This window comes from Polymorphobacter sp. PAMC 29334, from assembly GCF_019431245.1.
GTDB classification, from domain to species: domain Bacteria; phylum Pseudomonadota; class Alphaproteobacteria; order Sphingomonadales; family Sphingomonadaceae; genus Polymorphobacter_B; species Polymorphobacter_B megasporae.
Map to the genome: position 1 here is coordinate 2293755 of NZ_CP080243.1, position 19246 is coordinate 2313000.

The window sequence follows — 19246 nt, forward strand, 5'->3', positions numbered from 1 at the left end:
GCATCACTGCCGCGGCCCTTTCGTCACCACGTCGTCGATCCGCCCGAGGCTTTCGTCGCGCCCGAGCAGCTCCAATACCTCGAACAGGCCCGGCGAGGTTGCCGACCCCGTCACCGCCGCGCGTAACGGTTGCGCGACCTTGCCGAGCTTGAGGCCGTGCGCCTCGGCGACCTGCCGCACTGCCGCCTCGATCGCGGCAGTGGTCCATTCAACGCCGTCGAGCGCGGTTCGGACCGCCGTCAGCACCGCGGATGCGGCGGGATCGTCTAACAGTTTTTGTGCGCCTGCGTCCATGGGGAGCGGGCGCGTCCGAAGGTAGAACAACGAGGATGATGCGAGCTCGTCGAGGTCCTTCGCACGCAGCTTGAGCTCGGCCATTCCGCGGTGCAGCAACGCCCGTTCGGCGTCGGTCGGTGCGCGGTCGAGCAGCTTTGCAATACGCGGTGCGATCAGCTCGACGAGCCGCGCGTCGTCGGCCAGCCGGATATAGTGGCCGTTGACGCTCTCGAGCTTCTTGAGGTCGAACCGCGCCGGCCCGCGCCCGATCCCGCCGAGGTCGAACCACTCGATTGCCTGCTCGCGCCCGATGAATTCGTCGTCGCCATGGCCCCAGCCGAGCTTGAGCAGATAATTGTCGACCGCCTCGGGGAGCATGCCGAGCTCGTCGCGATAGGCGTCGACGCCGAGCGCGCCGTGACGCTTCGACAGCTTGGCCCCGTCGCTGCCGTGGATCAGCGGGATGTGGGCGTAGACCGGGTCGGGCCAGCCGCCCTCGACCGCATCGAGCGCGCGGATCAGCGCGAGCTGGCGGAACGCGTTATTGAGATGGTCGTCGCCGCGGATGACGTGGGTCACCCCCATGTCGTGATCGTCGACGACGACCGCGAGCATGTAGGTCGGGGTATCGTCGGAGCGGAGCAGGACCATGTCGTCCAGTTCGGCGTTGGCGACGGTTACGTTACCTTGCACCTCGTCGGCGATCGTGACGCTGCCGTCCTTCGGCGCGCGGAAGCGGATGACGAACGGCGTGCCCTCGGGATGGTCGGTGCGGTCGCGCCAGCGCCCGTCGTAGCGCAACGGCAGCTTCGCCGCCCTTTGTTCGGCACGCATCGTCTCGAGTTCGGCGGCGGTGGCGAAGCACTTATAGGCGTGGCCGGCCACAAGCAGCGCCTTCGCCACCTCGGCATGGCGGGCGGCGCGTTCGAACTGCATCACCGGCTCGCCGTCCCAGTCGAGGCCGAGCCAGCGCATCCCGTTGAGGATCGCGTCGACCGCCGCCTGTGTCGACCGCGCCCGGTCGGTGTCCTCGATCCGCAGCAGGAATTTGCCGCCGTGGTGCCGCGCGAACAACAGGTTGAACAACGCCGTCCGCGCCCCGCCGATGTGGAGGAAGCCGGTCGGGGAGGGGGCGAAGCGGGTGACGACAGGCGCTGCGCCCATGTGATACTATCCAACGAAGAGGGGTGGATGGGGGAGACGGCGCGTGTCTAGCACAAGCTATCAGCCGGCGAACAGTCGCTGGCGTCCGACCCTGCCGAAACGCCAGCGCCCGTCTGCCGCGACGCGCGGCCTGGGTCTGGCGGGGCTGGTCATCTTCGCGGTTGGGGTCGCGATCTGGGTTTCGGCCTTCGCCGCGCTGGCCTCGGTGCATTGGCTGCCGCGGGGACTGCAGCGATTGGCGCTCGAGGCGGGGATGGCCCTTTCGCTTGGAGCTGTCGCCGTCGACGCGATCATCGCGTGGCGGTTGACGCAGCGTCTTCACCGGGTGGCGCTGACCGAGCCGGATCACGCCGACGGCTAACCCAGCGGCAGGCACCATTACGGCACGCTGGCCGCTGTTTGTGGGCTGGAGGACCGCGCTCGACGACTGGCTCGACAGCGAGCGCGCGCAAGTGCCGCTGTGGTCGCCGGTGGCGTTCGGGCTCGGCATCACGCTGTATTTCATGCTGCCGTGGGAGAGCCAGCGGTTGGCGGCGGTGGTCGCCGCGCTCGGCGTCGCCGGGGCCGGGACGATCGTCCGTGGCAGCGCCGGGCGGATGCTCGTGTGGGGCGGGGTGCTCGTCGCGCTCGGCATCGGCATCGCGGCGTGGCGCAGCGCCGACGTCGCGCTCCCCGTCCTCCGCGACCGCTTCGAGGGCGAGATCAACGGCACCGTCGAGGCGGTCGAGATCCGCAGCGGGCGCGGACAGGTGCGCTTCCAGCTCGATCCCGACGACCCCGGCCTGCCGCCGCACGTCCGCATCAGCCTCAAGGCCAATGTCCCCGCCGGGCTGGTGCCGGGGGCGAACGTGACGGTGCGCGCGATGCTGCTGCCGCCCGCCGGGCCGAGCTTCCCCGGCGGTTACGACTTCGCCCGTCGCGAGTGGTTCGACCAGCTCGGTGCGACCGGTTACCCGCTCGGTCCGACCGTCATCACCCGCAAAGCACCGCCGCCCGCCGGGGTCGAAGCTTGGCTCGATGATCTCCGCGCGCGGCTGACGGTGCGGATCGAGACGGTGGTCGGCGGCGACGCCGGGGCGATCTCGGCGGCGTTCGTCACCGGCGACCAGGGCGGCATCTCGACCGCGACCAACCTCGCGATGCGCTATTCGGGAATGGCGCATTTGCTGTCGATCTCGGGGGTGCATATCGCGATCGTCGTCGGTGGGACGATGTGGATCACCCGCGCTTTGCTCGCGCTGAGCCCGTGGATCGCGCTGCGCTGGCCACTCAAGGCGATTTCGGCGGGAGCGGCGGCGGTCGCGGGGATCGGCTACACGATCCTCGCGGGCGCGCAGGTGCCGACGGTGCGGTCGTGCATCGGCACGGTGATCGTCCTGCTCGGGGTCATCATGGGGCGCGAGGCGCTGTCGCTGCGGCTGCTTGCGGGCGGCGGCTTCGTCATCATGGCGGTCCGCCCCGAGGCGCTGCTCGGGCCAAGTTTTCAGCTGAAATTCGCCGCGGTCACCGGGCTCGTCGCGCTGTTCAACTCGCGGCTCGGGCGCTGGCTGTCGGCGCCGCGGCAGAATGCGGGATGGGTGTCGCGGACGCTCCAGCACCTCGCCGGGCTGCTCGTCACCGGGGTCATCGCCGAGGCGCTGCTGTCGGCGACCGCGCTGTTCCACTTCAACCAGACCGGGGCGTACGGCGTTTTCGCCAACCTGCTGGCGATCCCGTGGACGAGCTTCATCGTCATGCCATTGCTCGTGCTGGCGTTGCTGCTCGACCCGCTCGGGATCGCCGCCCCGGCGTGGTGGGCGCTCGGCAAGTCGATGGACGCGCTGATCGCGCTCGCGGTGTGGGTCGCCGGGTGGCCGGGGTCGGTCGTCCGGGTTGGGTTGATGCCGATCACCGCGTACGCGCTGCTCGTCGGCGGCGGGCTGTGGCTGTTCATCTGGCAGGGTCGCGCGCGCTGGCTCGGCGCGGTGCCGGTGGTGATCGGTGCCGTGATGGCGCTGACCTCGCACCCGCCCGACCTGCTCGTCAGCGCCGACGGCCACCACGTCGCGGTGCTGCTCGATGCCTATGACGACGAGGGGCCGCGGTTGGCGTTGCTCCGCGACCGCACCGGCGACTATCTCCGCGATGTCTGGGGCGGGGTCACCGCGTCGACCGCCGACGCCGCGATTGCCGACCTGCCGAATGCCGACTGCACGGTCGACGCCTGCGTCGCGCGGGTCGGCACCGGGCGGAGCGCGATCCGGCTGCTGGCGACGCTGTCGAAGGACCGGATCGGCCAGCCGAAATTCGGCCCGGCGTGCGCCTCCGCCGACATCGTCGTCAGCGACCGGCGGCTCCCCGCATGGTGCAACCCGCACTGGCTCAAACTCGACCGGACCGCGCTCGAAACGAGCGGCGCGGTTGCGATCTGGCTCGCGGGGCGGCGGGTCGAGACCGTCGGCGAACTGACCGGCGACCATCCGTGGATGCCTCAGCCGCGTGTCTGGCGACCTCGCGCTGGGGGCGCGAGCGGTGCCGGGCGGGCTTTGCGCGCAGGCCGACCCGCAGAGGCCGCGCCGAACCCGGACGAGCCTACCTATTGAGTAAGGCAAGCGACCGCATCGCTCGACTGCCGGCTTCGCGAACGATGCACGCGTCGCGTCCCGCTATAGCTCGTGTTCGTGGTCAACCATGTGATGTGAACGCGAACATATCGCCCGAGGTCGCCGCAAGCCGTGCGGCCTTGTAAGGCGCATAATCCGGGTCCGAAATAAAGTCCTCGGTCGCGGCTCGTGAGGGAAATGTCAGCAAAACGATCGAGTCGAGATCCGGCCCGTCACCTTCGAACCGACGAATGCTTTCCGACACCGCGAAGTATGCGCCACCATGCTTGCGGATAATCGCCGGCACGTTTGCTGCGTAATTCTCTACCCATGCCATGTCGTGGACCTTGATCGTCACGAGAACAAACTCGGCCATTGCGCACCCCTCGTTGCAACTCGCATCTGTCGACGATTCTAACTATCCAAAGTGGATATCGCCGCATTGCTGATATGCGATGTTTGAGGAATGAAATTTAGGCGGACATTTCGACCGTCGCATTTAGCGATGGCGAGGTCAGCGCTGGCCAGTCTACCTTCGCCCAACCGATCGCCAATATTTAGACTTTTTACATTGTGGCACGAAGTCTCAACGGCGTCATCGCTTCGGTCCAGCATCGCCGCGGCTAGCCACCATCACGGCGGGCTATGCAGTAAGCCTGAACGCCACGCTGCGATCACATCGTAGGCTCTCGCCGACGGAGACGGATCAATTCTTCTCGACGTAGATCATTCCGCAGCGATCTATCGAACTGCTAGAGACAAACCCACGGGAACGTCTACACCGATAATGTCAGCCTGCCAAATGCCGGATCGCGAGGTCGATCTTCGTCAGGCGTAGTCGATCTTCATCAGGCGTATCGGCGCAACAGTCCCGCAAGCTTGCCCTGTACGCGCACCCGCGACGGCAGATAGCGCTGGGTCGAATACATCGTGTTCGCCGGTTCGAGCTCGACCATGCCCTTGGCATGCTTCAGGATCTTGAGCGTCGCGTCATTGCCGTCGACCAGCGCAACGACAATGTCGCCATCGCGGGCGGTGTCGCAGCGGCGGACAAGTGCGTAATCGCCGTCGAGGATACCCGCGTCGACCATCGAGTCCCCCGATACTTCGAGCGCATAGTGATCGCCCGGCCCGAGTAGCGCTGCCGGAACCGAAAGCAACCGGTCGTCCTCGAACGCTTCGATCGGTTGCCCGGCAGCGATCCGGCCGTGAAGCGCGAGCGTGACGATGTCGTTCGCCGGGACCGCCGGTGCCGCCCGCTTGCGGAAGTCTGCGTGGACGACCTCGCCCTTGGGCGCACTTACAGCGCGCTGGACCGCATCGGGCATGCGCAGCACTTCAAGGGCGCGCGCGCGGTTCGGCAAGCGGCGGATGAAGGCGCGTTCCTCGAGCGCATTGATCAGGCGGTGAACCCCCGACTTCGACTTGAGCGCAAGCGCCTCCTTCATCTCCTCGAACGACGGCGACACACCACTCTCGTTCAAGCGCCCGTTGATAAATGTCAGCAGGTCGTGTTGCTTGCGCGTGAGCACCGTCGTTCTCCATCCCAGGAACCGATGCAGAACGTTTAGGCAACACTAGATATGGTGTCAAGCATGATGCAGTCCACCATCGCACCCGATTTGGTTGCTTCGGCATATAGTTCGCGGACGATCAGGACATTGCTATCAGCGAGGACGCGGAGCATCGCGCTGTCCTGCGCCGACGCGGGTGCGACGACGCCATCGATCAGACGGGCGCGGAGATAGTCGCGGCGCGGCCCGTTGGCTTCGAGGTCGACGCCGAGCCGGGCGGGGATGCTGCACGGCAGGGGGTCGAGGTCGCCGCCGAGCGCGCGGAGCAACGGCACGACAAATAGGGTCGCGCAGACGAACGCCGACACCGGGTTACCCGGCAGCCCGACGACGCGGGTCGCGCCAAGCATCCCGGCGAGCATCGGCTTGCCGGGCCGGAGCGCTATCCGCCAAAAGTCGATCGTCGCGCCCATCTCGCGGAGGACCGGCTGGACTAGGTCGTGGTCGCCGACCGACGCGCCGCCGATCGTAACGAGGACGTCGGCGTCGGCCTGCGCCGCGATCGCGGCGGTCAGCGCCTCGCGTGTGTCGGCGACGATGCCGCCGTCGATGACATCGGCGTATTTGCCGAGTAGCGCGGTGAGCATGACGCCGTTCGAGCTGACGATCTGGCTCGGCCCCGGCGCGACCCCGGGCGTTACGAGCTCATCGCCGGTGGCGAGGATCGCGACGCGCGGGCGGCGGTGGACGGGGAGGGTGGCGTATCCGGCGGCGGCAGCGACGCCGATCCGCGCCGGGGTGACACGTGATCCCGCTGCCGCAACCGACTGTCCGGCGGGGAAATCTAATCCTGCGCGACGGATGTGCGCGCCCTCGCGCGGCGGCCCGTCGCCGGTCAGGGTGACGATGTCACCATCGCGCGCCACGTCCTCCTGGACAACGACGGTGTCGGCCCCGGCGGGCAGCGGCGCGCCGGTGAGGATGCGGACGGTCTCACCGGGACCGACATGGCCCGCAAAGCTGCGCCCCGCCGCGCTCTCGCCGGTCAGCCGCCACGGCCCGGCGCGGTCGGCCCAGCGAATCGCGTAGCCGTCCATCGCCGACGCGGCGAACGGCGGCTGGGTGAGCTTGGCGACGACGTCGGCGGCGAGAATGCGGCCCAGCGCGGCGGCGAAGGGAACGGTTTCGGCGGGGAGGGGAACGACCCCATTGAGCAGCCGCGCCTGCGCCTCGTCGACGCCAAGCAACGGCTTCACTCGGCGATATCCGTGTCGCCGTCGAGGCGGGCGCTCCAGTCGCCCGACTTGCCGCCGCGCTTGGCGAGCAGGCGGATGCCGCCGATCGTCATGCCGCGGTCCATGCTCTTCGCCATGTCGTAGACCGTCAGCAGCGCGACCGAAACCGCGGTCAGCGCTTCCATCTCGACCCCCGTGTTGTGTGTCGTGCGGACCGTCGCGGTGGCGCGGATGCCCTCATCCTCGATGACAAGGTCGACCTCCATCCCGCTGATCGGCAAGGGGTGGCAAAGCGGAATCAACTCGGCGGTGCGCTTTGCCGCCATGATCCCGGCAACGCGCGCGACGGCGATGACGTCGCCCTTGGCGAGGCTTGCGTCGCGGATCGCGGCGAGGGCTGTGGGGGCGACCCGGATCGTGCCCTCGGCGACGGCGATGCGCCCGGTGACGGCCTTCGCCGAGACGTCGACCATCCGTGCTTCGCCGGCGGGGTTGAGGTGGGTGAGGCTCATGCCGCGAGCAGGGTGCGGGTCGCCGCCTCGATGTCGGGGCAGCGCATCAGGCTCTCGCCGACGAGGAAGGCGCGGACGCCGTGTGCGGCCATTGCGGCGAGGTCAGCGGGGCCGGTCAGCCCGCTCTCGGCGACGACGGTGGCCCCCGGCGGGATGCGCCCCACAAGCTCGTAGGTCCGTGCGAAGTCTACCGAGAAGTCGCGCAGGTCGCGGTTGTTGACCCCGATCAGGCGGCTCCGCAGGCGCAGCGCGCGGTCGAGCTCGGCAGCGTCGTGGACCTCGACCAGCACGTCCATCCCGCGCTCGATCGCCGCGTCCTCGATCTCGGCCATCGCGGCGTCGTCGAGCGCGGCAACGATGATCAGGATCGCGTCGGCGCCGATGCTCCGCGCTTCGGCGACCTGCCACGTGTCGAGCATGAAGTCCTTGCGCAGGACGGGGAGGGTGCACGCGGCGCGGGCGGCGACGAGATAGTCGTCATGCCCCTGGAAGTATGGCGCGTCGGTCAGCACCGAAAGGCACGCGGCCCCCCCTGCTTCGTAGGCGCGGGCGTGCGCGGCAGGGTCGAAGTCGGCGCGGATGACGCCCTTCGACGGCGATGCCTTCTTGACCTCGGCGATCAGCGCGAAGCCGGTCGCGGCGGTTCGGTCGAGCGCGGCGCGGAAGCCGCGTGGCGCGGTCTGCGCGGCGGCGGCGCGGTCGAGATCGGCGAACGACGCCAGCGCCTTGCGGCGGGCGACTTCGGTGCGCGTCATGGCGCAGATGCGGGCAAGGATATCGGACATGACGCGTGTGTAGAACGGACCGGCGCGCCACGGAAGCATGGCGGACGCTTCGCCTCATCCGAGCGGCGACGTCGATGGGTGCCTTGCCCGAGACTGCCGCAGAACCTTCACCGAACGATGGTACCATGTGGTACGTTAGTCCGAGTGATTCGCCTGCGGGGGGCGCCCGCACACGACCGAGGGAGACGATGATGACGACGATCACCACCACCGACGGCACCGACATCTTTTACAAGGACTGGGGTCCGAAAGACGCGCCCGTAATCGCCTTTCACCACGGCTGGCCGCTGAGTTCGGACGATTGGGACAACCAGATGATGTTCTTCCTCACCCACGGCTTCCGCGTCGTCGCGCACGATCGCCGCGGCCACGGCCGCTCGGCGCAGGTTAACGACGGCCACGACATGGACCATTATGCCGCCGACTCCGCCGCGGTTGCCGATGCGCTCGACTTGCATGACGCGGTCCACATCGGCCACTCGACCGGCGGCGGCGAGGTCGTCCGCTACGTCGCGCGCGCCGCGCCTGGCCGCGTGTCGAAAGCGGCGATCATCAGCGCGGTGCCGCCGCTGATGCTCAAGACCGAAGCGAATCCCGAGGGCACGCCGATGGAGGTGTTCGACGGCTTCCGCAACGGCACCGCCAGCAACCGCGCGCAATCGTACGTCGACATCCCGGCCGGGCCGTTCTTCGGCTACAACCGTCCCGGCGCGACCCCCAGCCAGAGCGTCATCGACAATTGGTGGCGGCAGGGGATGATGGGGAGCATCAAGGCGCATTACGACGGCGTCAAGGCGTTCTCCGAAACCGACTTCACCGAGGATCTAAAGTCGATCGACGTGCCCGTCCTCGTCATGCACAGCACCGACGACCAGATCGTGCCCTACGCCGACGCCGGGCCGAAGGCGGCGGCATTGCTCAAGCATGGGACGTTCAAGAGCTACGACGGCATGCCGCACGGAATGCACACGACGCACGCCGACATCATCAACGCCGACCTGCTTGCGTTCATCCGCGGGTAGAAGCGCCGCTCAGGCCGCGATCCACGCCGCAAGCAGCCGCGCTGCTGCTCCGCTGTCGATCGCGGCTGTTGCCTGCTCGACCCCGGTGCGCCAGTCATCCGCCACGCCCGCCACCCGAAGCGCGGCGCTGGCGTTGAACAGCACGGCGTCGCGGTAGGCCCCCGCTTCGCCGGCGAGCAGCCGGGTCAGGGCGGCGGCATTATAGGCGGCGCTGCCTCCGCGCAGTGCCGATAGTGGGTGGTGGGGCAGGCCGGCTGTCTCGGGGGTGACGCGTTCACTTGTCCCGCCGACCCACAGCACTGTGCTCGGGCCGTCGACGGACAGTTCATCGAGCGGTTCGTCGCCGGCGACGAGCAAGGTCGCATCGGTGCCGAGGATCTCGATCGCGCCCGCAAAAACGCCGAGGAAGCCCGGGCGGGCGACGCCGATCAGTTGGCGAGCGACGCGCGCCGGGTTGGCGGCGGGGCCGGTCAGGTTGAGCACCGTGCGTCGTCCGATCGCGCGGCGGACCGGCGCGAGCTTGGCAAGTGCGGGGTGGTGCGCCTGCGCGAACAGGAAGGCGATGCCAAGCCGGTCGAGTGTCTGCTCGGCGGCGGCGGATGCGCGGTCGAGGTCGAGGCCCAGCGCCTCGAGCGTGTCGGCGGCACCGGCCTGCGACGAGGCGGCGCGGTTGCCGTGCTTGGCGACCGGCACCCCCGCTGCGGCGACGACGATCGCGACCGCGGTCGAGACGTTGAGCGAGTGGCTGCCGTCGCCGCCGGTGCCGCAGACGTCGATCGCGCCAGGGGGAGCTTTGACCGTGATCATGCGGTCGCGCATCGCTTGCGCCGCGGCGGCGATCTCAATGCTCGTCTCGTCGCGCGCCGCCATGTCGGTGAGGAAGCGCCGCGCGTCGTCGAAGTCGGGGCCGCCGTCGAACAGCAGGGCGAATGCGCTCGCCGCCTCGTCCGCCGCCAGCGGTGCCCGCGCGTCGGGAAGCCGGATCACGCCGCGGCGCGGGTGATCGTCGGCACGCCCGCGAGCGCAAGGAAATTGGCGAGGAGCGCGTGGCCGTGCTCGCTGGCGATGCTCTCGGGGTGGAACTGGACGCCGTGGATCGGCAGCGTCCGATGGCGCAGGCCCATGATCGTCGCGGCGGCCACTCCATCGGCAACGACGTGCGCGTTGGCGATCAGCACCTCGGGCAGCGTCGCCGCCTCGACGATCAGCGAGTGGTAGCGCGTCGCAACGAACGGCGAGGGCAGGCCCGCGAAAACGCCTCTGCCGTCGTGGACCACCTCCGACGTCTTGCCGTGCATCAATTGCGCCGCGCGGATAACCCGCCCGCCGAACGCCTCGCCGATCGCCTGATGCCCGAGGCAAACCCCAAGCAACGGCGTCCCGGCATCCGCCGCTGCCGCGATCAGGTCGAGGCAAACCCCGGCCTGGGCGGGGGCACACGGCCCCGGCGACAGCACGATCGCCTGCGGACGGAGCGCGAGTGCCTGCGCGGCGCTGACCGCGTCGTTGCGCACCACCTCGACTGCCGCCCCAAGCTCGAGGAGGTAGTGGACGAGGTTGTAAGTGAAGCTGTCGTAGTTATCGATGACGAGGATCATGGGGTGGACTTACACCGGGTGTGTGGCGGCGTCATCCAAGGAGATTGCCGCTTCGGCAAACATGGTGTGCTACAAATTTCTGATCGATCGAGGATCAGTTGGATCAACACGGTATCGATCTCCCCGAAGGTCCCGGTCGTGATCCCGCGTAAGATACGCGAGGACATAAAATTTTGCCCGGGTCAGAAGCTTCAGGCGCTCAACGTCGGCGGCGTCATTCAACTCGTGCCGATCATGTCGCTGGAAGACGCTCGAGAGTTCCTCGGGCCGTGCGACAAGCCTTTCGTCCGCGAGAAAGCTGAACGCGAATTTTGACTTGGCGGCGATCGTCGATTCAGTGATTGGATCGAATATTTCGTCTTAGGCGGCAGTGCAACGTTTCCTCCCGGCGATCGTCGCGAGCGAAGACCGGATCGTGCCATCGATCTGCATCTATGAGGTGTACCGTGACTTCGCGCGCGTTCGCGACGCGACCAGCGCCACCCGAGCAGTCGCGGCGATGATGTTGGCGAGGGTTGTCGACGTGACCCCCGATCTGCCGACGACGGCGGCGCAATTATCCGCCTCCTACCGTCTGCCGACGGCCGACAGTATCCTCCTTGCTACTGCGCGCCGGTTCGACGCGACCTTATAGACGCAGGATGCCGATTTCGCGGGCATCGACGGGGTGAATTACTTGCCCAAGGCGTGACCGGCGCGTGCGGCGCGGCGGACCGTGAGGCTCGCGGCATTGAGCCGGACGAGCGCCGGCAGTCCGTCGCGCTCGATCGCGCCGAGCACATCGACCGCCGCACCGAGCCGGTCGAGGGGTAACGACCGCCACGCCGGGCGCGCATATAGAGTGTCCCACTTGCCATCGGCGGCGGCGTCGTAGGCGATCCGCAGGAAACAATGGTCGGCGCGGATCGGCCAATGCTCGGTCGCGGCGCGAGTGACGAGCCGCGTGACTATGGTGTCGAGCAATCCGCGGATCGCGGCACGGCGATCGTCGTCGACCCCGCCCGGCGCCACGTCACGCCCGCCGCGTCACTGGCCGAACCCCGCCTCGCTCGCCCGCGCCAGCGCCTCGCGCGCCGCCGCGAACAATGCGCCCGCTTTCGCCCGGCACTCGGCATCCTCGCTGGCTGGGACGCTGTCGGCGACGATGCCGGCGCCCGCCTGGACGTGGATCACGCCGTCCTTGACCACTGCGGTCCGTAGCACGATGCAGCTGTCCATTGCGCCGTCGGGGCTGAAATAGCCGACGCCGCCCGCGTACGGCCCGCGCTTTTCGGCTTCGAGGTCGTGGATCACCTCCATCGCGCGGACCTTCGGTGCGCCGCTGACGGTGCCTGCCGGAAAACCTGCGAGCAAAGCGTCGATCGCGTCGTGCTTCGGGTCGAGGGTGCCGCGGACGTTCGAGACGATGTGCATGACGTGGCTGTACATCTCGACGCCGTAGCGGTCGGTGACGACGACGCTGCCCGGCGCGGCGACGCGGCCGACGTCGTTGCGGCCGAGGTCGAGGAGCATCAAATGCTCGGCGAGCTCCTTCGGGTCGGCGAGGAGTTCGTCGCGCAGACGGGCGTCGTCGACCGCGTCGCGGCCGCGCGGACGCGTTCCGGCGATCGGGCGGATGGTGACTTCGCCGTCGCGGACGCGGACGAGGATTTCGGGGCTGGAACCGATCAGCGCGAAGCCGGGCAGGTCGAGGAAATAGAGGAAGGGCGACGGGTTGATCCGGCGCAGCGCACGGTACAGGTCGAACGGCGGCAGCGGGAAGTCGAGGGTGAAGCGTTGCGCGAGGACGACCTGGAAGATGTCGCCCGCCGCGATCAAGTCCTGCGCCGCGCCGACCATCTCGGCATATCGCCCTGGCGGCAGGATCGCGGTCGGGGTCGCCTCGGGCAGGTCGGCGGGGGCGCGGGCGGCGGCGGGAACCGGCTGGGCGAGCTTCGCCTGCGCGGTGTCGATCGTGTCGACGGCGGCGGCATAGGCCTGGGCGGCCGTGGTCCCGGTCGGGAAGACGGGGGCGACGAGGAACAGTTCATCCTTCAACCGGTCGAACACAAGCAGCAGCGTCGGGCGGACGAACAGCAGGTCGGGGACGCCGATCGGGTCGGCCTTGGGCGCGGGCAGGCGCTCGGCGAGCCGCACGGTCTCGTAGCCCATGTAGCCGACGAGCGTCGACAGCGCGCGCGGCATCCCCGCGGGGACGTCCATCCGGCTCGCCGCGACGAGCGCGCGGAGTTCGCTCAGCGTGCCGCCCGGGCACGGCTCGAACGCGGCGCGGTCGGTGCGCCAGTGGCGGTTGACCTCGCACGCGTCACCGGTCGCGCGCCAGACGAGATCGGGGTCGAAGCCGAGCAGCGAGTGGCGTCCGCGGACCGCGCCGCCCTCGACCGATTCGAGGAGGAACGCGCCGCTTCCAGGCGTGCCTAGCTTGAGCATCGCCGACACCGGTGTCTCGGTGTCGGCGATGATCTTGCGCCAGACCATCTGCGGACGGCCGGCGGCATAGATCTCGGCGAACACCGCTGCGCTCGGCTGGACGGCGGTTAGCGCCGTCGCCGCGTCCGGCGCGACCTCGGCCATTATTGCGCGGGAGCCGTACCGACGATCCGCGTCGTCGCGGCGGCGAGGCCAGCGGCGTTGCGGCGGACACCGAGCTCGGCCTCGACCGATTGCGCGAAAGCGGCACCGATTTCGTCGCCGGTCGATTGGGCAAACTGTGCGCGCGCGCTGTCGACGAGCTGCGGGGCGGCGGCGACGTCGCCCGGCGTGACGGTGTCGACGTGGACGACCCAGTATCCCTGCGCGCCCGCCGGGATCGCGCGGCTCTTGCCCGCCCCGAGGAGGAGGAACGCCTGGACCGGCGGTGGCACCTGCTGCTGGTTCGACAGGTCGATTCGGCGGCCATTGAGCGGGCGCGCGGCGGGGAGCTTGTGCGCGGCGAGCGCGGCGTCGAATGCCTTGCCGCCAGCGACCTCCGCGATGACCGCGTCCGCGACAGCCTTGGCCGAACGCATCCGAGCGTCGCCGATCCACGCGGCGGTGACAGCGGCACGGACCTTTGCGAGCGGCACCGGCGACGGCGGCACGATGTCGCCGAGCTCGAGAATGGCGAACTGCGCTTTGCCGAGCTGGGCGAGCGACGCCCCATCGGCCGGGTCGGCGTCGAACGCCTTGGTGACCAGCGGCGCGGCGGCGGGCGGGACGGTGTAAGCGGGATCGGCAGGGTTGGTCCCGGTCCGCGTTACCGGTGGCACCGCGACGATCGCCAGGCCATATTGTTTGGCGACGTCGGCAAAGCTTGTCCGCGACGATAAGGCATCCTCGATCTTGCCGACGGTATCGGCGAGCAGCTGGTCGGTGCGGTCGGACTTGAGCTTGGCGACGATCTCGTCGCGCGCGTCGGCAAGGCTGCGGCTGTGCGCGGGGATGATCGCGACGGTCTCGACGACGTGCCAGCCGAACGGCGACTTGACCGGGGCGGTGATGCCCTTGGCGGGGACGGCGAAGGCGGCGTCGGCGACTGCAGAGCTAGTCGCAGCGGCGAACTTGGTCTTGGTTTGCTGGCCGATGTCGGTGTCGGCGGCGGCGAACCCGGCGGCGGCAGCGGCAGTGGCGAAGGTCTGCCCGCCCTTGACCGCAGCGGCGAGTGCATTGGCCTTGGCTTCCTCAGGCACGACGACCTGCGCCAGCTTGCGCTGCTCGGCGCCGCCATATGTCTCTTGATTGTCGTCGTAATATTTCTTGATTTGCGCATCGGTGACCTCGACGCCCGCGGCAATCTTGTCGCGGTCGAGGCTGGCGAAGCGGAAGCCGCGGCGCTCGGGGACGGTGTATTGCGCGGCGTGGCTCGCGTAATAACTCGTCAACTGCGCGTCGGTCGGCGCGAGCGGAACCGGCATCGCGGTCGTCGGGATAATCGCGACGCTCCCAGTTCGGCGTTCGAGCAGCAGCGCTGCATACGGCGCGGCCATCGACCGCGGCACCTGCGTCGCGGCGATCACCGGGGTGACGAGCTGCTTGCGGATCAGGTCGCCGTGGAGGCCGTCGCGGAGGTCGCGCTCGCTCAGCCGCTGCGCGGCGAGCAAATTCTTGTACGTCGCCTGATCGAACTTACCGTTGACGCGGAAGGCATCGACGCTGGCGATCTCGCCGTCGATCGCGCGATCGCTGATCGCGATGCCGCTGTTCGCACCGAACTTCTCAAGCGCGGTGGTGGCGATGAGCTGTTCGTAAACGTCGCCGACTGCGCCCTGGCGGGCAGCAGCGCGAACGTCGAGCTTGGGGTCTTGCTGGCGGGCACGGCGCATCGCGCGGTCGAATTCGGTCAGCAGCTTCGCCTCGCTGATATTCTGCCCGCCGACGGTGGCGACGCCGCTCGATGTCGCGCCGCCGAAAGAGGTGTTGCCGACCCCGGTGAAGGCGAAGGCCACCAGCACGAGGCCGAGTATCCCCAGCGCGAACCACGACGTCAGATATTTGCGAAACAGGCTGATCATGGCGTCGGCGCATAAGCAGGATAGAGCGCGGCGGCAAGTGACAGCGCCGCGCCGCGTTGCTAGGCAGCGGCATGGATACGCCCCGCAAGCTGATCGCCGGCAACTGGAAAATGAACGGCACCGCCGCCGCGCTCGCCGAGATCGCGGCTATGGCCGACGCCGCGCGCGATTTGCCGCTTAACCTCACCGTTGCGGTCTGCCCGCCCGCAACCTTGATCGACCGCGCGCGGGTTGCGGCGGGGGAGGGGCCTTTGATCGTCGGCGCGCAGGACGTTCACGCCGAGCCTGCGGGCGCGTTCACCGGCAGTGTGTCGGTCGAGATGCTCGCCGACGCGGGAGCCAAGCTCGTTATCGTCGGGCATAGCGAACGCCGCGCCGACTGCGGTGAAACCAACCCGGACGTCCGCGCCAAAGCCGACGCGGTCGTCGCCGCCGGGTTGACTGCGGTTGTCTGCGTCGGCGAGACCGAGGCCGAGCGCGATGCGGGCGCGGCGCTGAGCGTGATCGCCGGCCAGCTCGACGGCTCGCTGCCGTTGGATGCGACGCGGCTTGCGGTCGCGTACGAGCCGGTCTGGGCGATCGGCACCGGGCGCACCCCGACCGCACTTCAGATCGCCGAAGTTCACGCTGCGATCCGATCCGATCTGATCGCCCGCTACGGCGATGCTGGCGCGGCGACGCCTGTCCTGTACGGCGGCTCGGTCAAGCCATCGAACGCCGCCGAGCTTCTTCATGTCGACAATGTCGACGGTGCACTTGTCGGCGGCGCGAGCCTGACCGCCGCCGACTTTCTCGCCATCGTCCGCGCGGCGGTGCGCTGATCAGAGGCGGACCGTTGCTGAGACGCGGTACGAGCGCCCGATGATGCCCTCGTAATACGTCCGCTCGGCACCGCCGCCGAAGCCCGCGACGCCGGGGTCGGCGAGCGCCGGGTATGGCGGGCGCTGCTGGAACAGATTGTCGACCGAGATGCGGAAGATATACGTCTTGCTGACGTTAAACGCCGCCGAGGCATTGACGAAGACGATGCCGCCGACCCCGGGAACGTCGCGGACGCCGGGCTTCTCGTCGGCATTGAACACCGCTGGCCCGATATACTGTGCCTGGAGCTGCAGGCCGAGCGCGTCGCTGCTGTAGTCGATATCAGCGGTCGCCTTGTGGCGGCTGAAGCCGATTGTCCCGGCACCGGTCGTGATGTCCCCGGTTCCGGCGCGCCGCTCGAGCTTGTCGATATACTGGTACTGACCGTTCAACGAGATCTTGCCGGTCGCGCCGAGGAACGGGGTCGGGATGGAATAGGCGATCCCCGCGAGCAGCCCCGCGTATTTCAGGCTTGCCGCGTTGAGATAACCCGAACGGACGAAGGTGACTTGATGCGTCGCCGGATCGCGGTCGATTCGTCCGCAGAAGTCATTTGGATAGCTCGTGGCGTCGTAGCAGGCGTTGAAGATGTCCTGCGCGCCGAGGCTGACGATCGCGTCCTGCAGGTCGATATGAACCCAGTCGGCGTTGATCGCGAGGCGCGGGATGAACTTCGGACGCGCCTGGATGCCCACCGTCCAGCTGTTCGCCTTTTCATTCATCAGGTTCGGATTTCCCGACACCGACCCCTTCGAGGTGAAGTCGACGATGTTCGACTGGAACGGCTGGTTTATCCCGGCGGCGACGCAATTCGCCGCGCGGCGGGCAGGATTGGGGCCGCTCGTGATGTAACGCGAGTCGCATGGGTCGTTGGCGAGGACGAAATTGGGACTCGTCGGATTGAACGCCTCGGTGATCGCGGGCGCGCGGATTGCACGGGTGTAGTTGCCGACGAAGGTAAGTCCCGCGATCGGCGACAGACGCCCGCCGCCGGTCCACGTGAAGTCGCCGCCTGCCTGGCTATTCTGGACGTAGCGCGCTGCCGCCTTCAATTCGAAGGTATCGATGAAGCGCCAGCCCATGTCGTGGCTGACCAGCGGAACCTCGAGCTCGCCGAAGCCTTCGTTGGTATAAAAGCCACCGGCGATGGGATCGAAGTTCGACCCTGCGCCATACGCACTGCGCGTGCCGTCGGGCTGCGGGTCGCCGAAATAATACTGGCCCGGCTCGAAACGCGCACGTTCGTCGCGGTGCTCGTAGCCGAGCACGAGTCCAACGCCGCCTGCGGGTAGCTGGAACGGCTGGCCGGTGACCGACGCGGTCGCGACGACCTGCTCGTTGACTTCGCGCGCGCTCGCGTTGGCAAGAATATAGTTGAGCGCCGCCTGGCTCGTTGCGCCCTGCCCGAAGACGTTGAGCGGCGCGCAGGTCGGGCTGATCGTCGCGATGTTCGCGCTGACCGCGCCGGGGCGGCAGGTGATCGTCCCGGTCGGCGACAGCACCGCGTCGACCGCATTGTTGAAGTTCTGCGTGACGACCTGCGGCGACGTGCTGTTCGAGACGCTGCGGCCGTAATTGCCGACGACTTCCCAGGTAAACGCGCGGTCGCCAATGTGGAAGCTGCCGTCCAACCCGGCGACGGTGCGGAACAGGTCGATCGTGCTCGTCGCAATGCCCGACTGGAGATCGGTGTTCGCCCGACCCAGGTAGAACGAAGTCTGTCCGGCCGGGAGCGCGGCGGCGATCGTCGCGCGCGATGCCGCGGTGAGGAACGGGTTGTTGATGTCGATGATCAGATTGCCGTTCGGCGCGCCGGCGACGTCGAACAAGGCGGTGTTGTAGAGCGGCTGGGCGACGAGATTGGTACCACGTGTCCGCGAGTACCAGTCTTCGAAGAAGCCGCGGACGCCATCGGTAAATTGGTAGCTGCCGAGGATGTTACCCAGATATCGCTTGGTCGGGGTCGACAGATTGCCCGTCGGTGCGAGGCTGAAACCATTGCCACCGGAGAAGTTGATCAAATTGCCCGTCGCGGTGCCGAAATCGATTGGAACCAGACCGCCGCCGGGGGAAAAACGCACCGCCTGACCGGCGGCATTGGTCACGGTCGGTTGCCCGCCGAAGTTGCCGCTCGCAACTTGCGCCGGGCTGAGCGCGAACAGGTCGGAGACGTACGGAATGCCCTGTTCCGACAGCGCCGGGATGCGGCGGTTGGTGATCAGCACCTGCTGGAACGCCGATCCGGCGGGCGGAGTCGTGAAGAAGGTCTGGGCGGCAGTGACGGCACGGTCGGTGTCGAGCAGGCCGCTCGATTGATTATACTCGCCGCTCACCGTGATGTTGCCGCGACCCCCGCCGAAGTTCAGTCCGGCAAGTCCGCGGATGCGGTGGTTCTCGCCGTCGCCGGCGTTGTTGATCCCCTGCTGCGCGTCGAGTTCGAGGCCGTGATAGTCGTGCTTGAGGACGATGTTGACCGTCCCGGAGATCGCATCGGACCCGTAGATCGGTGCACCGCCGACCGCGACGATGTCGATCCGCTCGACGAGGTTAGTCGGGATCGTGTTGAGGTCGACCTGGCTGCCCGAGTCGGTCGGACCGAAGATCGATGCCGTATTCGACGAAACGAAACGGCGGCCGTTGACCAGCGTCAGTGTCCGCTGCGTGCCGAGACCGAAGAAGTCGACGAAGGTCTGCCCGGCCCCCAGTGCCGACTGTGCACCAGAGCCGTTGATCCCCGGTGCGATCGCCGGGAGTTCAGCGAGCGCCTGACCGATGTTGGTATAACCGCGTGTTTCGATCTGCTGGGAATTGATGATCTGGGTCGGCTCGATTGTGTCGGACAGTGCGCGCCTGATTCGCGACCCAGTTACGACGATCTGCTCTTCGGCTGCGGGGCCAACGGGCACACCCGAATTCGGCGCGACGGCAGTGTCGGCAGATACTGTTGCCGGCGGCTGGGTCTGTGCAAATGCGGTGGTGGTCGCCAGCATTGCCAACATCCTTGTGGCGGCAAGTAATTTGGTCGTCATCGAGTGGCCCCTTCGATCCCTGACACCAAATTGTTATCTCCAGTTCATCGAAATGCCATATGTGAAAGGTGCGACCCGAGCGCACATGTGTTTAAGAAGTCACGCCGATCCAAAATTTTAGGCTAGGTTGGCGCGCGGATTAACGGCGCGGCACGATCAGGAGCCGCGCGCATCATTT

At 68.0% G+C, this 19246-nt stretch carries 18 protein-coding genes; 6 read left to right on the top strand and 12 right to left on the bottom strand.

The window, feature by feature from the left end:
* Positions 1-3: 3 nt before the first annotated feature.
* The gene (gene gltX / locus KZX46_RS14605; RefSeq protein ID WP_219774601.1) at positions 4-1440 is read right to left on the bottom strand and encodes a glutamate--tRNA ligase; all 1437 of its coding nucleotides are present in this window, start codon (positions 1438-1440) and stop codon (positions 4-6) included.
* A 43-nt stretch (positions 1441-1483) separates the two neighbouring features.
* Between gltX and KZX46_RS14610 the strand changes: the two genes are divergently transcribed.
* Positions 1484-1801: a hypothetical protein gene (locus KZX46_RS14610; RefSeq protein ID WP_219774602.1), complete on the top strand. Its 318-nt coding sequence runs from the start codon at positions 1484-1486 to the stop codon at positions 1799-1801.
* A gap of 40 nt (positions 1802-1841) precedes the next feature.
* Positions 1842-4022, top strand: a complete 2181-nt coding sequence (locus KZX46_RS14615) for a ComEC/Rec2 family competence protein (protein ID WP_219774603.1) — start codon at positions 1842-1844, stop codon at positions 4020-4022.
* Positions 4023-4104: 82 nt separating this feature from the next.
* On the opposite strand, the gene KZX46_RS14620 is transcribed toward KZX46_RS14615, so the two are convergent.
* From KZX46_RS14620 to trpC, 5 genes are all read right to left on the bottom strand, one after another.
* Positions 4105-4398: a DUF1330 domain-containing protein gene (locus tag KZX46_RS14620; protein ID WP_219774604.1), complete on the bottom strand. Its 294-nt coding sequence runs from the start codon at positions 4396-4398 to the stop codon at positions 4105-4107.
* Positions 4399-4870: 472 nt separating this feature from the next.
* Positions 4871-5554 carry a transcriptional repressor LexA gene (gene lexA / locus KZX46_RS14625; RefSeq protein WP_219774605.1) on the bottom strand — a complete coding sequence of 228 codons (684 nt, stop codon included), beginning with the start codon at positions 5552-5554 and terminating at the stop codon, positions 4871-4873.
* Positions 5555-5589: 35 nt separating this feature from the next.
* Positions 5590-6792, bottom strand: a complete 1203-nt coding sequence (glp, locus tag KZX46_RS14630; RefSeq protein WP_226895973.1) for a gephyrin-like molybdotransferase Glp — start codon at positions 6790-6792, stop codon at positions 5590-5592.
* Positions 6789-7283, bottom strand: a complete 495-nt coding sequence (gene moaC / locus KZX46_RS14635) for a cyclic pyranopterin monophosphate synthase MoaC (protein WP_219774606.1) — start codon at positions 7281-7283, stop codon at positions 6789-6791. Before moaC ends, glp begins: the two co-directional genes overlap by 4 nt.
* Entirely contained in the window at positions 7280-8068 is a 789-nt protein-coding gene (gene trpC / locus KZX46_RS14640) for an indole-3-glycerol phosphate synthase TrpC (protein WP_219777026.1), read from the bottom strand. Before trpC ends, moaC begins: the two co-directional genes overlap by 4 nt.
* 191 nt (positions 8069-8259) lie before the next feature.
* Here trpC and KZX46_RS14645 point away from each other — a divergent pair, with 191 nt between their 5' ends.
* On the top strand, positions 8260-9090 hold the full coding sequence (locus tag KZX46_RS14645; RefSeq protein ID WP_219774607.1) for an alpha/beta fold hydrolase: 831 nt from the start codon (positions 8260-8262) through the stop codon (positions 9088-9090).
* A 9-nt stretch (positions 9091-9099) separates the two neighbouring features.
* Here KZX46_RS14645 and trpD read toward each other — a convergent pair whose 3' ends face one another.
* The gene (gene trpD, locus KZX46_RS14650; RefSeq protein WP_219774608.1) at positions 9100-10077 is read right to left on the bottom strand and encodes an anthranilate phosphoribosyltransferase; all 978 of its coding nucleotides are present in this window, start codon (positions 10075-10077) and stop codon (positions 9100-9102) included.
* Positions 10074-10688 (bottom strand): aminodeoxychorismate/anthranilate synthase component II, encoded by a 615-nt coding sequence (locus tag KZX46_RS14655; RefSeq protein ID WP_219774609.1) that lies wholly within the window; start codon positions 10686-10688, stop codon positions 10074-10076. The genes trpD and KZX46_RS14655 overlap by 4 nt, the downstream gene beginning before the upstream one ends.
* 3 nt (positions 10689-10691) lie before the next feature.
* On the opposite strand from KZX46_RS14655, the gene KZX46_RS14660 reads away from it, so the two are divergent.
* The gene (locus KZX46_RS14660; RefSeq protein WP_219774610.1) at positions 10692-11003 is read left to right on the top strand and encodes a hypothetical protein; all 312 of its coding nucleotides are present in this window, start codon (positions 10692-10694) and stop codon (positions 11001-11003) included.
* A 55-nt stretch (positions 11004-11058) separates the two neighbouring features.
* A complete protein-coding gene (locus KZX46_RS14665; RefSeq protein WP_219774611.1) occupies positions 11059-11322 on the top strand; it encodes a PIN domain-containing protein in 264 nt (87 codons plus the stop codon).
* A gap of 38 nt (positions 11323-11360) precedes the next feature.
* Here KZX46_RS14665 and KZX46_RS14670 read toward each other — a convergent pair whose 3' ends face one another.
* The 3 genes from KZX46_RS14670 to KZX46_RS14680 are packed head-to-tail and all read right to left on the bottom strand — an operon-like array spanning position 11361 to position 15178.
* Positions 11361-11699 (bottom strand): hypothetical protein, encoded by a 339-nt coding sequence (locus tag KZX46_RS14670; protein WP_219774612.1) that lies wholly within the window; start codon positions 11697-11699, stop codon positions 11361-11363.
* A 15-nt stretch (positions 11700-11714) separates the two neighbouring features.
* Positions 11715-13262, bottom strand: coding sequence for an anthranilate synthase component I family protein (locus tag KZX46_RS14675; RefSeq protein WP_219774613.1), 1548 nt, complete (start codon positions 13260-13262; stop codon positions 11715-11717).
* The gene (locus KZX46_RS14680; RefSeq protein ID WP_219774614.1) at positions 13262-15178 is read right to left on the bottom strand and encodes a peptidylprolyl isomerase; all 1917 of its coding nucleotides are present in this window, start codon (positions 15176-15178) and stop codon (positions 13262-13264) included. Before KZX46_RS14680 ends, KZX46_RS14675 begins: the two co-directional genes overlap by 1 nt.
* A 71-nt stretch (positions 15179-15249) precedes the next feature.
* On the opposite strand from KZX46_RS14680, the gene tpiA reads away from it, so the two are divergent.
* Positions 15250-15999, top strand: a complete 750-nt coding sequence (tpiA, locus tag KZX46_RS14685) for a triose-phosphate isomerase (RefSeq protein WP_219774615.1) — start codon at positions 15250-15252, stop codon at positions 15997-15999.
* Here tpiA and KZX46_RS14690 read toward each other — a convergent pair whose 3' ends face one another.
* Positions 16000-19029 (bottom strand): TonB-dependent receptor domain-containing protein, encoded by a 3030-nt coding sequence (locus KZX46_RS14690; RefSeq protein ID WP_226895974.1) that lies wholly within the window; start codon positions 19027-19029, stop codon positions 16000-16002.
* Positions 19030-19246 lie beyond the last annotated feature (217 nt).

Excerpts from the sequence above, each read along its gene's own strand:
- KZX46_RS14690 (WP_226895974.1), bottom strand. The coding sequence starts at position 19,029 with ATGCTGGCGACCACCACCGCATTTGCACAGACCCAGCCGCCGGCAACA.
- moaC (WP_219774606.1), bottom strand. The coding sequence starts at position 7,283 with ATGAGCCTCACCCACCTCAACCCCGCCGGCGAAGCACGGATGGTCGAC.
- KZX46_RS14655 (WP_219774609.1), bottom strand. The coding sequence starts at position 10,688 with ATGATCCTCGTCATCGATAACTACGACAGCTTCACTTACAACCTCGTC.
- KZX46_RS14680 (WP_219774614.1), bottom strand. The coding sequence starts at position 15,178 with ATGATCAGCCTGTTTCGCAAATATCTGACGTCGTGGTTCGCGCTGGGG.
- gltX (WP_219774601.1), bottom strand. The coding sequence starts at position 1,440 with ATGGGCGCAGCGCCTGTCGTCACCCGCTTCGCCCCCTCCCCGACCGGC.
- KZX46_RS14645 (WP_219774607.1), top strand. The coding sequence starts at position 8,260 with ATGACGACGATCACCACCACCGACGGCACCGACATCTTTTACAAGGAC.
- KZX46_RS14620 (WP_219774604.1), bottom strand. The coding sequence starts at position 4,398 with ATGGCCGAGTTTGTTCTCGTGACGATCAAGGTCCACGACATGGCATGG.
- tpiA (WP_219774615.1), top strand. The coding sequence starts at position 15,250 with ATGGATACGCCCCGCAAGCTGATCGCCGGCAACTGGAAAATGAACGGC.
- trpC (WP_219777026.1), bottom strand. The coding sequence starts at position 8,068 with ATGTCCGATATCCTTGCCCGCATCTGCGCCATGACGCGCACCGAAGTC.
- KZX46_RS14675 (WP_219774613.1), bottom strand. The coding sequence starts at position 13,262 with ATGGCCGAGGTCGCGCCGGACGCGGCGACGGCGCTAACCGCCGTCCAG.